Source organism: Nostoc sp. MG11 (genome assembly GCF_014904695.1).
Classification (GTDB): domain Bacteria; phylum Cyanobacteriota; class Cyanobacteriia; order Cyanobacteriales; family Nostocaceae; genus Komarekiella.
This window is the reverse complement of sequence record NZ_JACXXN010000024.1, coordinates 15,658-27,927: the sequence shown is the minus strand read 5'-3', so window position 1 is coordinate 27,927 and position 12,270 is coordinate 15,658. Positions and strand designations below refer to the sequence as shown.

Here is a 12,270-nt window from a genome sequence, read left to right as displayed (position 1 = left end):
AGGCGTAACTGCTAAATCAACAGCGACAGCAAAAGCACTTTTTATCCCATCAACGCCAAATAGCTCAAACGCTTGCTGCACCAAATCAGTTTGGAGAATCGGAGTTAGGTCAGTATATAACGACTTGGGTTAGTAGGAGAAGACCCACAAGCGATCGCTAACTCTCTTTTAACTGCCCTACAAGCAGGTTATACTGAAGAATAATTAGCTAGTGTAGTAACTTACACAGCAGCCCTCCGCGTTGCTCGCTTCCATACTAACAACGACTTTGGAGACTGGAATTCAGCACACCATCGGTTTACCTTCGCCAATGCAGTGCATCAAGGAATCCGACGAGTTCCTTCATTGGAACTACTGCGGGGTGTGTTTGATGCCGCCATGAGCGTTTATCTCAACCGTTTTTTAAATGTTCCACCAGCACGACTCACAGAACCAAAAGACCCCGCTGAAAATCCCGAAGAATTACTTAAGCAACTACCAGATTTGTTGGATCGTCAGCAGCAAGTGAATGAGACAGGTAGATTAGTAGCTCGTTATTTGTACAGTGGCGGTTCTTCGGAAAAGTTGATGGCAATGTTGGGTAAGTTGATGTTGCGGGAAAATCGAGACTTTCATGTGATTCAGGAAATGGAAGCAGCTTTCCGGCAATATTCCTTACTGGGTGAAACTATTGCTGGTATTCACGTACTAGTTGCAGCTTCTCAGTATTTGGCAGCACACGCGCCGACAATGCGATCGCAAGGGCAAACCTATCAAATCGCGCATCGATTGCACAAAGGCGATCGCTTATTTGAGGAATCTTAAACTACTAAGGGTGCGTTAGTGTAAACTTCAGACGGGCAATGAGTTGAATTATCAGGGAGTTATGAAATCATCAGCTAACGCACCACTGACCTGGAAAACGACATTTTCATTTGTTGCCCTTGCTACCCTACTCGTTTTACTCATTGGCTGGCTAACTTCGGCTGGAGTATTGCCAATAAAGCGGGTAATTGATTATAGCGATACTGAGGTCAAATTCATCCAAGTTTGGATATGGCTGGCGATCGCAATTGGGCTACTTCTTCCGGGAATTGCATTCTTTGTTTGGATTAATCGCCCTGAACCTCGAAACATCCTAGGTTTCTACTTGTTGGTTCTGATTATTCAGATTGTGAGTGAGCAAGTTGTTAGTAGTATTTGGTTAGCTAGTTTAGTTGTGCCGATTGGAATACTCTACACCGCATTTCGGCTTTGGCAACTCTGGCAAGGTCAAAAACTGATCAGGACAAACACTCAATTGAGCCGCTTGAATCATACGATGATGAGTGGTTTACTATGGCTATCGATCCTGTTCTGGGCAAGTAACTTAATTATGCTGCTGGTTCTGCCGTTACCTAGTATTTTGTAAATCATTGCAACTGCCGGAACATTGATATGCGATCGCAACTTAATTACGAATTACTATGCTATTTAATGTTTTCAAAACTCCTAATCCCCTCTCATCTATCGATATAGCCCCTAGTTGGCGTGTAGTTTGGGGAACATTAGATACCCTCACAGCAGATGTAGTGTGGCGAGATAACCAGTTTGCGATTATTTCTTCACTCGCCACAGAGCAATTTGCACTCAGTCCTACAAAGCAATTCGTTGTAGTTGGGGATGTGTGGTTAAGTAATCGGGTGGAGTTGCTGCAAAGATTAGAAGTCGAACCGAGTAGCTTTTTGGGAAATGATCGCCAGCTGATTGCTCAACTTTGGGAAAAATGGGGTTTTGAATGCTTGAAGCTGTTGGTAGGGATGTTTGGGTTAGTGGTTTGGGATCGTCAACAGCAAATATTGTGGTTAGGACGCGATCGCACTGGTAGCCGTACGCTGTACTACACTACCACGGGTTCAATTCGCTCAATTGCGCCGAAACTGCGATCGCTCACGCATTATCGCTCAGCTGATTTAGATTTGGTGGCGCTGCGAGATTATCTCTGTTGCGCCTTTGTACCGGGAGAAAGGACGCTTTGGCGACAGGTGCGAGAAGTGCGTCCGGGAACAGTTGTAGAAATGCCTTCCGAGAAAATTTATACTTATTGGCAACTACAACAGCAGATTACAGATGCAGATCAACCTCTAGTGTGGCATGGCGATCGCCTCCGCTCTCTACTTGATCAAGTTGTTCAGGAATATTTACCACAAAATCAAGCCGTTGGTGTTTTGTTATCAGGGGGTTTAGACTCTAGCAGTATCACCGCTTTAGCTGCAAAGTTTCATCATGCACCAATCCACACTTACTCAATTCATTTTGGTTCGGAATCCCCCAATGAGTTAGAATTTTCCAGCTTAGTTGCAGAACATTGCCAAACTCAACACCACATTCTCGAAATTACCTTTAAAGATATGTGGGAACGCCTACCAGAGACAATGGCATATCTCGATGATCCCATAGGTGATCCGCTAACAGTGCCAAACCTGCTGGTGGGAAGAATGGCGCGAGAAGATGTCCAGGTTATTCTCAATGGTGAAGGTGGTGATCCATGTTTTGGTGGCCCCAAGAATCAACCGATGTTGATTAATAATTTATATGGCTCTGTGATCAATCAAGATTCACTGCAAGCATATCTGATTGCTTTTCAGAAGTGTACATTAGATTTGCCGCAACTTTTAAAACCGGAAGTTTGGACATCTGTAAAAACAGAACCATCGATATTTTCTGCTGATTTAAATTCTGATGCTAGTTATTTAAATCGGTTAATGGCGCTGAATATCAAGTTTAAAGGAGCCGACCAAATCCTCACTAAAGTTAATAACTTAACTCAAGCAGTAGGTTTACATGGGCGATCGCCTCTTTTCGATCAGCGAGTGGTTGACTTAAGTATGCAAATTCCCCCAGAATACAAACTTTCTGGAGTAGAAGAAAAAGCAGTACTCAAACAAGCGGTTTTGGATATCTTACCAGATGCCATTATTCATCGTCCTAAAAGTGGCATGATGGTTCCTGTGCAATTGGGATTTCGCAAATATTGGCAGCGAGAAGCTAGGAATTTGTTGTTAAATAAAAAGAGTGCGATCGCGCCATATATTAATCAGTCATTGCTACGCGATTGGTTAGACTATCGAGGCGATATTTGGGGTCGATATGGCGTTAAACTTTGGTTATTAGTAAGTTTAGAAATTTGGTTGCAGGCTAATAAGAACTAACCAAAACTTTGAACAACATACATATCATTACCTGTATCACCAACTAAAATCAAGCTGCTGTCATCACCTTGTAAATTGCTACTACCAGCAATACCCCGTTGCAGAACTTGAATCAGTTTTTGCGGAGGAAATGATTCTAATTCGACAAACTTTCCCGATTCTAAAAACTCTATTTCTTTAGTAGATAAACTCTGACGAATTTTCCCAAGCAATTGTTTAGCTGCTTGCGCCGAATCTGGAGAGGATTGAATGAACATCCCGCGTTTAGTAGCAATAATCTGACGTGGTGTTAATCCTACATCAATAACAACGACATCACTATCTTGAAACCATTTAGGGCTAGTGCGAAGCCGGTGAACTAAACCAATTCCTTGGGGACTGCAATCATGCAAAGCATAGACTTTCAAATCGGGATTGCGGCGCAGCATTTGCATTGTGATGTCGAAAATGTTTTGAGGATATCCATCAATGCTCAGAATTGCACAGTTATTTTCAAAGTGAAAATTGTTAGCAATTAATAATTGAGCAATGACAGCACTATCACAAACAATTAATCTATCAAAACTATAAGCACTAACATCAGGATTAACTGGGGTTGGCTTATTTTCCTCACGCGGAGAAGGTAGGATTTTTAGAATTGAACCGTTGATTTGCTGCCAGCGGTTTAGCCAACCTTGAAAATCATTTTGAGAAAATAAAAACTCTTGTTCTAATAATCCACTTCTACCTAGCTGTCGAGTTCCTAAGTATATCGATAGCATTCCCATAATAATGACGATGACAAATAGACTGAATGAGTTAAAAATGAACAAACTATTATAAATTCCAATAGCAAGAATTATACATCCGATTATTTGTAAGCTTCTAGCATATTGGCGGCGATATTTTATGTTAATTTTAATTGATTTAGCTTGACTATAAAAATAATATATGAAACACAAATTAACTATAAGTGATATGATCAATGGTGAATAAGATCCAAAGAATGGCGAGGTAAACTCACCTAGCAATATTGATATAAAAATATTAAAAAACATATAGACAAATATATAACCAAATATTGAGCCAGTTTTGAATTTTATTCGATTATCTAATAAATAATAAAATTGCTTTTGAGTGAAAGATAGAGTGTTATTTGCGGAAATATCAGCGATCGCCTTCGCAAACATAGGATCAGTAATCTTAATATTACCCATGCTGGTGGGTTCAAATACAAACGGATGTTGGCATTTTGTACAGCGACCTTGGTTAGCCGTCCGGTCTTTTAGATTATTATCAGTTCCGCAGTTAATACACTTCATAATGGTTGTTAAATTTTCAGTTATCAAGCACTTGATTTGTTAGTAAAACACTGAAATCCTCACGCTGACGAATTAGACGATGTGTGCCATTTTCTAGCAAGACTTCTGCGGGTTTGGGACGATGTAAAAAATGAGACGACATGGCATAACCATAAGCACCCACATCTAGAATGGCAATGATGTCACCAACTTCTAGAGATGGTAGTTGACAATTTTTCCCTAGATAATCTCGTGAATAGGTAGTATTACCACAGATATCAGTTGTGTAAATTTTATCTGTTTTCTTCCAACAGACGATTTCTCGATAGCCACCATGCACCGAAGGAACCGAGAGATTTGCAACCGTGGTATCAACTCCGATAATTTGCTTTTCTGCTTGCCATTTTACAGAAACAACTTGAGCAAGCAAAGTAGCACATCCAGCGATCGCAGCTCGTCCCGGTTCAATCACTAAGTCAATTTCCCTTCTCAAACGAGTAATTTTATCAGTCAACTCAGCCCCAAACAGTTTCCAATCAAAAGCTGCACCACCATGATGATACGGATAGCCAAAACCACCACCAAAATCCAAAAATTCCCAATCTGGTAACTTTTGTGCTGTAGCCAGCACCGTATCAATCACCTGAGTAAAAGCTGCTGTAGCATTAGTTCCAGTACCGCGATAGAAATGCAAACCACCCACCTTCAACCCAACTTCACCAGCCAAAGCGATCGCATCAGCAAACTCCTCTGGACGCACACCAATTCGACTATCTCCCGTAATTTCCGGCAAATTAACCCGTAAACCAAGGCGAGGAGCCGAGGAGGGAGGAAAAGAAAAAATATTTTCTTTCTCTCTGCGCCTCCGCGTCTCTGTCTTGGAAAGTTCTGAGCGCCGGGAGCCGGCGCTCAGACTTTCCGCTGCGTGATCCAAAAAAACCTCACAAAACAACTGCAACTGAGCAAGACTATCAAAATTGAGAGTTGTAACCCCCCAATCAAGAACTTGCACCATCTCAACCCGATTCAAATTACTCCCGCTATAAACAATCTCACTAGCATCAAAACCCGCTTTTAGCCCCAAATAAATATCTCCTGGTGTATTAGCGTGAAGTCCCCACCCAGATGAGCGAAAAATTTTTAATAGCGCAATATTGCCATTAGTAACACTAGCAAAACGAAATTGAGTGCGAGGATAGCTTACAGCCTTCGTAATGCCCTCAATAGTTTGACGTAAGCGATCGCCCTCATAAACATAAAGCGGAGAACCGTAAGTAATCAATAACTCCTGAGCAAGTTCCCAACAGAATGGAGTAGATAAACTGTGAGTTAAATCATTTAAATTAGTTACTCTGCCCATCAATTACAAATTATTCTGTAATTTTTCCATAACCAACTAGGCAACCAAAACGGATGATCCCAGGATTTTTTGCCTACTTCTTCACCTAAGACATACGATCGCCAAAGTTGCCACATAATAAGTAACCAGAGAATCTCACCAATACGACGACCTTGGATAGCTCCTCCCAATTTACCTTCGACGATTTGCGCTGCTATGTGGGGAGAAAAACGATTTTCCGCACTAAGTATACCCGGATTTAGCCAGATGCCAACTTGATGCCACAACTCATTTAAACACCACAAGGTTAAGGGAACTCCCATACCGCGTTTTTGCCGCCAAACAATTTCAGGCGGTAGCCAATTTTCCACCGCTCGCTTGAGGATATATTTCTCACAAGCTCCTTGTAGGCAGAGTTCTCCAGATAAACTGAACGTCCACTCGGCTAGAGGTAGGTAACAAAAAGGCGATCGCACCAACAACCCATGAGCAAACCCTAAAGAAGTAGCACGGGGATGGATATTCTGTGCTCCTTTAAGCATCAGACTTGCACGGCGGAGACGATGCAGCAAATATTTACACAAAGTTGGATCAAGAGCCTCCAAAAGCCAATCTTGAGGATGCAAATTTTTTATCTGTGCGTATATCTCTGGCTGAAAAACTTCAGCTTCATATCCCCAAAGCCGATGAAAGGTGCGTAAATATTGCTGGATAAAATTTTCTTCTTTAAGTTCCCCCTGATAGACACCTGCGGCAATTAAAGGTTTATTCGTCCAACCACCAAACAACTGATCGCCACCTTCGCCATTAAAAATCACCTGAGTTTCTTGACTAGCTCTCTGCGCTAAAAGATACAATGGAACACTTACCCCGTCTCCAAATGGCATATCTAGCGATCGCACAGTCGGAATTAAGGCATTCTTGATAGAGCGTGGAGTCACCTCGACTTTGACTAGAGGAATTTTGAGAAACTGAGCAACTTGTTCAGCATAAGGATATTCTGGAAGTCCTACTGAACCAAAATCTAGAGTGTAAGCGCGAACTTTTACCTCAGCTTGCACCAGCAGCGCCGCCACCACTGAAGAATCAAGTCCACCTGAGAGAAACACCCCAACAGGCTCATCTTTTAAATCGGCAATTTGTTGCTGAATCGAGTCTTGGAGGAGGGTTTGCAGCTGGGTTACTGCGGCTTCGTCTGTTAACTGTTCTGAGGCTTCCCCCCACGAGTGGATTTTCCTAGATTGAGGTTTTGGAAGCACACTTGATTGCTCATTGTGCCAAACCAGTTCAGTCCCCGCCGGAACTGCAAAAACCTGAGTAACTGGGGTTAAGGGAGTTGGGACATAAGAAAAACAACTATAGCCGTACAAGCCAGGAATACTGACCTCTGGCTGTTTTAAAATCTGTAAGATTAACTGTAGTTGAGATGCAAACCAAATAACCTGTTCTTGCTGAGTCCAATACAAAGGCACTTTTCCGAAAGGTTCTCTTCCCAAAATTAGGCAGTTGTTTGCTTGTAAATTCACCCAAGCATCGGGTGCAGTAAATATTCCTGATGCCGAGATAGCAGCAATTTGATTTTGTAATGGTAAAGAATTTTTACCAAGTCCAACATAAGCAACATTCCAAATAGGGCGAAAACAATTTTCCAACTGGTTTCTCGGCGTAGTTGCATGTATTTCTACACTAGTTAGCAGCGCTTCCAACTCACTTTGAGCGCCGTAACCCCAATACCCAATAAAGTGATGTGGGATATTATTATCCATTTTCCCTTTCCCCTTTCCCCCTTCCCCCTTCCCCTTTATTAAGTCCTTCTACTTAACTTCAAACGTTTCATCACTAATTTGACGACCTTCTAAAAACATCTGCACCCGCCAATTACCAACGTTTGCAGTAGAACTAATCGGATAGCGACAGTAAGTATCCCAGACGGACGTATTAATCTCGCTGGTTTGATAGCGGTTTTGCTTGACAATTTGACCGTTGGGGTCAATCCAATTACAGGAGAGAGCTAGCTTTTTACCCAAGGGTGCATCCTTCAAGGTGACACGGTAAAAAACTTCTGGATTATTTTGGCGAGAGATAGTATTTATGCCGCTGCTATTATCTGCGAGGGTGAGGCGGTCTTGTTGAGCAGAAACACGGGAGAGTAGAGAGTTTTGCTGCTGGATGAAGAAGATTATACAGGCGATCGCCACCAATAAAGATCCAACCACTCCAGAAAGAATCCATCGATTCTTTCGTTGCTGCACCTCTAATGCTTGCCGACGACGTAATTGGATGAGCGCTTCATCAAGTAACTCTGGCGGTAAATTCAACTCTTGTAAAATTTCCCTAACCTGCTGTAGATCAAGTTCCGCATCCTGACGTATTTGCAGCCCTTCTACTTCAGTAACTATTTGTGTTAATTGCTCTTGAGTTAGTCGCTGTGTCATAGCTAATAATAACCCCTGTTAAAAAAGCTTTATTTCTATTACTTTGAATTTTTCCAACAAACAATACTCTAACTTTCAAATAAACTCTAATATTTTTGCAAACATTTTATTACACTTGTTCACTTGGCGTTGCATATTTGGAGGATAATTTATCGGGCTACGCCCCGCTACGCTAACACGCAGAGACGCGGAGGCGCAGAGAGTATAAAGAGTTTTAGAGCTTAATACATCAATTTCATCCCCTGCTTGTGCAATGTCGTTCACTTCGTAACTAGTTATAGCAATCTTAAATCAAACCTCTCTTTATTCTTCTCTCTGTGCCCTATGTCTTGAAAAGTTTCCTAGGTCGGGAAACCCTCCTTCTCCTGACGGAGACGCTACGCGAACAGAACTTTTCGCTGCGTCTCTGCGGTTCGTTAAAAAAAACAATTTTATAAGTGAAAAATTCTAACTCAAAACTCAGCACCCATTATGACTACAATTGAAGGTATCTATGAAGTATGTATTGGCATCCCAGAGCCAATTTCTGCAATTCAGTATTGGGAACAATTTGGCTATCGCATTGGTCAAGTGGGTGAATTAACCGCAGATGTGGCCAATCAATTATATGGTGTGAATTCGTCTTTACGCTCAATTCGCCTTTATCACCAAAATGCAGATCATGGTTTGATTCGACTGATGGTTTGGCAAAACCCCACGCATCAAGGGTTGGGAATAGAGTCGATGAAAGTTAAAGGAAATCGCTGGGCAACTACTTTAACTGCTGATGTGTTAAATATCTTAAATCATGCAGAAAATGCGAAAGCCGCAGGTTGGCCTATCAGATATACCAACTCTTACTGGGAAGTCATCTACAACAAAGAAAGGAAAAGCCGTCCTTTTGTTGAGCAGGCGGTTGGGGTACGAGAAATGTTATTATTGCAACCCTTAGCTCGACAAGTTTTATTTCAAAGATTTGGCTACACACTACCGCACTACGGACAAATCAATCTCAATGCGGCTTTCAAGACTAGTCAGTTTACCCATATAGGAATAATTACTCAGGATGACAGCAAAGAAACCTTGAAATTTTACGAAGAAGTTTTAGGTTTGCTGCGTGTGCGTGATGATGTCGAAACTAGCTATGAATCTTCAGCAGCAGGTCGAGATATTTTTGACCTCAATCCTGGTGAAAAGTTTATTGTCACTACCTTTGATGACCCGCGTTCTTCCAAATCTGACCTGATGGCTGCACGCAGTGGCAGACTTTATGTAATTCGGTTCCCAGATTATATTAATTTAGAATCGCGCTTTGAGGCAGCCCAACCAGGTAGTTTGGGAATGTGCTTGTATACTTATCGTGTCCGAGGATTACAGGAATATTGCGATCGCATCCAAGCAAGTCCCATTCAAAAGCTTACAACCATTGTTAGCAATGAGTTTGGCGAGATGAGTTTCTCTTTTGTTGCACCGGATGGCTATTTCTGGACTTTGCTAGAAGGTAATTATTAACTAAATAGTCGAATTTAATAAGCAAAAAGGGATATTACTTTCTCAAACTCCAGTTTGCTTTCTCATTTTGCCTAAATGCTTTCTCATTTCAGTAGATTCAGCAAGCAAAAAGACATATTGCTTTCTCATTTTGCCTAAATGCTTTCTCATTTCAGTAGATTCAGCAAGCAAAAAGACATATTGCTTTCTAAAACCCCAGTTTACTTTCTCATTTCAGTAGATCGCGCACTCATTTTAGTATATTCCGCAAGTTCAAAGATAAATCGGCGGTTAGAAACCGCATGTACACAGGCAAAACTCCAAAGTTATACTGAAATTTCTTTGATTTCAGTTGGATTTTCTTTTCATCGCAATCAACAATCCAAGCGCCGTCAGACTACCCAGAATTTCAGAGGGTTCTGGAACTTCGACAGGAGCAACTTTCGTAAAAGTGGCGTAATTTAAACTAATTTCCGACATAATTGGCTGGGGAAAACCAGCTTGTGATCGTTCATCTAAATCCCATCTACCTAGACTATAAAATGAACCAAATTCTGCGATCGCACCTGAATCATAAGGGCCAATGGGTACGAAAAAGGCATTTTTTCCCCCAACAAGAAGAGGTACTGAAGCTTGGCTATTCAATAAAGTAGTGATTGCATTCGTTGCTGTTAAGGCTTCGGGATCATCCAACAAGGTTGTACTGGTGGATTTTGCTGGGTCAAACAAATTTATAGCTGAATCGTAAATAAAACTTACATTGTATAATTTTTCGCCAACCTGCAAGTCTTCAATACTTTTAGCACTATTGCCCTCAAAGTTTACTCTAGCAGCATCAGCCCTCACCTCTAAACCAAGAGAGGCGATCATGGAAACTGTAATAGCACCTAGTTGAATTGCTTTTTTCATCAATTTTTTAGGCTCCTATAAAAACATTACAAGATTGAGTACGTTTTTTGTTTTAGGTCAAATTTGTTACTATTTAGATTCAGTGCATAATGTTTTCATGACTTTGATAAGTTGACATAAACGCAGGAAATAATCAAGTAGAGACGTTGCAATGCAACGTCTCTACAATGGTTTATATTTGATTATTTGGCAGATTCTTATTCAGCAATGCCCAATTACAAACTTCAAAAACGATCGTTAGTTCTGGTTTCATTGGCTTTGATGTCTGCTCTGCTGTTGGCGTTTATATCTACAGGATTGAGTATTTATTTGTACAGCAGCAATAGTAATAATAAAGCAGAAGCGGCAATTGTTTTAGGAGCAGCAGTATGGGGAAAAGAACCATCTCCGGTTTTTAAAGAACGAATTAATCATGCCATTAATCTATATCAAAACGGTGATGTTAGTACGATCATTTTTACAGGGGGAGTTGGCGATCGCAATGAACCAGCCGAAGCTATAGTTGGTAAAAATTATGCGATCGCTCAACGAGTTAAAGCAGCTGATATTCTGATCGAAACTCAATCTCGAACAACTTCCCAGAACCTTATAAACGCTTTAAAAGTAGCGTCTGATAACCAATTAACAAAGTTTCTTATTGTTAGTGACCCATTGCATATGAAGCGAGCCGTATTGATAGCGCGAGATTTAGGAATGGATGCATTTCCATCCGCCACACCTACTACCCGCTACCGCAGTTTTCGCAGTCAAATGGAGTTTCTCATGCGAGAAACTTATTTTTATCTTGTCTACCTTGTGTTAAAAATTTAACTTCTAGCTTGAGGTTTTCCGAATCTTCAAGTAGAGACAATTTCATCTCCGTCCAATCGTAAGTGATCTTGACCCGGAAAACGTGTCAAATTACTTGAATAAGTACCAAATGTTGATAGGAAAATTATACTAATGAAAATTTGGGCTGTTATATTTGTGCTGGCTTCTTCTTGTCTAATATCTGAAGTCAAAGCTGCTGAGTCGATTAATCCTACTTCTGTTTTAGCAAAAAAAACCACAATATTTTCTCAGTCAACAAATGGGAAACAGATTGCTGTCAGCAAAGCTGAATTTGGGTTAAAGAAAGTTGACCCCAGTGGTAAAGCTAACTTTATCCCTACAAATAGAGTGCTACTTCAGGAGGGAAACACCTATGGGTGGCGAATTGAACTTAAAGACTATCAAAGTGAAGTGAGTTGGCGCGAAGTCCTGCGTTTACCAAAACCCCCAGAAACATGGGGTACAGATGATGGTGAAAATTTCTCAATCTCAAAAGACGGGACTACAGCGGTAACGAAACGCATACAATCAGTCACGGATGGTGTGATTGAAAACTTTTGGACGATCGCACCAGGCGATCCGCTTGGTAAATATAAGATAGAGGTTTATATTGATAACCGTTTAGTAGGTTCTTTTGAGTTTGAACTTGTTGCAGCTTTAGAGAATCGGCGCTGATTTTAGAGTTATCCCGTCTTGAAATTCATTTCAAGGCAAATAGCGAAACGTTGACTGTAGAGACGTTGCAATGCAACGTCTCTACGAAATAATCAGTTTTTCTCGCCCCTATCTTGAATACTGAATCGGTGTTCTAGGAAGGGGATAGGGGGTAGCCCTTTTTTCATAGGTGGTGCTGTACT

11 protein-coding genes are annotated in these 12,270 nt (G+C 41.2%); 6 read left to right on the top strand and 5 right to left on the bottom strand.

The window, feature by feature from the left end:
* Positions 1-315: 315 nt before the first annotated feature.
* The 3 genes from HCR01_RS25235 to HCR01_RS25225 all read left to right on the top strand — a co-directional run bounded on the left by HCR01_RS25235 (position 316) and on the right by HCR01_RS25225 (position 3,170).
* On the top strand, positions 316-804 hold the full coding sequence (locus HCR01_RS25235) for a hypothetical protein (RefSeq protein ID WP_226889613.1): 489 nt from the start codon (positions 316-318) through the stop codon (positions 802-804).
* 61 nt (positions 805-865) lie between these two features.
* Entirely contained in the window at positions 866-1,390 is a 525-nt protein-coding gene (locus HCR01_RS25230; protein WP_193198825.1) for a hypothetical protein, read from the top strand.
* Between the two features lie 55 nt (positions 1,391-1,445).
* Entirely contained in the window at positions 1,446-3,170 is a 1,725-nt protein-coding gene (locus tag HCR01_RS25225) for an asparagine synthetase B family protein (protein ID WP_193198824.1), read from the top strand.
* Here the strand turns inward: HCR01_RS25225 and HCR01_RS39020 are convergent.
* The 4 genes from HCR01_RS39020 to HCR01_RS25205 all read right to left on the bottom strand — a co-directional run bounded on the left by HCR01_RS39020 (position 3,167) and on the right by HCR01_RS25205 (position 8,224).
* Positions 3,167-3,931, bottom strand: coding sequence for a hypothetical protein (locus HCR01_RS39020; protein ID WP_226889612.1), 765 nt, complete (start codon positions 3,929-3,931; stop codon positions 3,167-3,169). The two genes, HCR01_RS25225 and HCR01_RS39020, sit on opposite strands and share 4 nt — an antisense overlap.
* 556 nt (positions 3,932-4,487) lie before the next feature.
* Positions 4,488-5,810 (bottom strand): diaminopimelate decarboxylase family protein, encoded by a 1,323-nt coding sequence (locus tag HCR01_RS25215; protein WP_193198823.1) that lies wholly within the window; start codon positions 5,808-5,810, stop codon positions 4,488-4,490.
* Positions 5,810-7,555, bottom strand: coding sequence for an asparagine synthetase B family protein (locus HCR01_RS25210; protein ID WP_193198822.1), 1,746 nt, complete (start codon positions 7,553-7,555; stop codon positions 5,810-5,812). Before HCR01_RS25210 ends, HCR01_RS25215 begins: the two co-directional genes overlap by 1 nt.
* Positions 7,556-7,603: 48 nt before the next feature.
* Positions 7,604-8,224, bottom strand: a complete 621-nt coding sequence (locus HCR01_RS25205) for a DUF3859 domain-containing protein (RefSeq protein ID WP_193198821.1) — start codon at positions 8,222-8,224, stop codon at positions 7,604-7,606.
* Positions 8,225-8,695: 471 nt separating this feature from the next.
* Between HCR01_RS25205 and HCR01_RS25200 the strand changes: the two genes are divergently transcribed.
* On the top strand, positions 8,696-9,715 hold the full coding sequence (locus HCR01_RS25200) for a VOC family protein (RefSeq protein WP_193198820.1): 1,020 nt from the start codon (positions 8,696-8,698) through the stop codon (positions 9,713-9,715).
* Between the two features lie 327 nt (positions 9,716-10,042).
* Here HCR01_RS25200 and HCR01_RS25195 read toward each other — a convergent pair whose 3' ends face one another.
* Positions 10,043-10,603, bottom strand: coding sequence for a PEP-CTERM sorting domain-containing protein (locus HCR01_RS25195; protein WP_193198819.1), 561 nt, complete (start codon positions 10,601-10,603; stop codon positions 10,043-10,045).
* 207 nt (positions 10,604-10,810) lie between these two features.
* Between HCR01_RS25195 and HCR01_RS25190 the strand changes: the two genes are divergently transcribed.
* Positions 10,811-11,413: a YdcF family protein gene (locus tag HCR01_RS25190; RefSeq protein WP_193198818.1), complete on the top strand. Its 603-nt coding sequence runs from the start codon at positions 10,811-10,813 to the stop codon at positions 11,411-11,413.
* Positions 11,414-11,545: 132 nt separating this feature from the next.
* Positions 11,546-12,088 (top strand): hypothetical protein, encoded by a 543-nt coding sequence (locus HCR01_RS25185; RefSeq protein WP_193198817.1) that lies wholly within the window; start codon positions 11,546-11,548, stop codon positions 12,086-12,088.
* The last annotated feature ends 182 nt before the right edge of the window (positions 12,089-12,270 follow it).